This is a genomic window from Microbacterium sp. Leaf159 (genome assembly GCF_001423615.1).
Lineage (GTDB): Bacteria > Actinomycetota > Actinomycetes > Actinomycetales > Microbacteriaceae > Microbacterium.
Genome location: NZ_LMOU01000001.1, coordinates 2,808,747 through 2,809,037, shown reverse-complemented (window position 1 = coordinate 2,809,037; position 291 = coordinate 2,808,747). Strand labels below are relative to the sequence as shown.

The 291-nt window shown below is 71.8% G+C and carries 1 pseudogene; it reads right to left on the bottom strand.

Going from position 1 to position 291, the window contains the following annotated elements:
* Positions 1-291: pseudogene (locus ASF80_RS19045) on the bottom strand (hypothetical protein); the annotation flags it as partial.

Below are 291 nucleotides of genomic sequence, written 5' to 3'. Positions count from 1 at the left end.
GACGTCCGGGTCATCGTCGACCACGACACCGTGCCCGCGTGCGCACCCGGCCAACGCGACATCGGCCGCCAGGCGTTGATCGACCGTGAGCCGATCCCACACCTTCTCGATCGGACCCGTCGCCGCGAGGAACCCCGCGACACCGACCACCCCATCCAGCAGCGCGAGGCGCAACTCCGACCAGCGGGCCGGCATCCGCTCCCCCGAAAGGCTCACCGGCCGCCGCACCAGATCGACGACCGTGTCGACCCGGGTCGCACCTCGCACATCGACCCGCACCGTCCGCTGCAG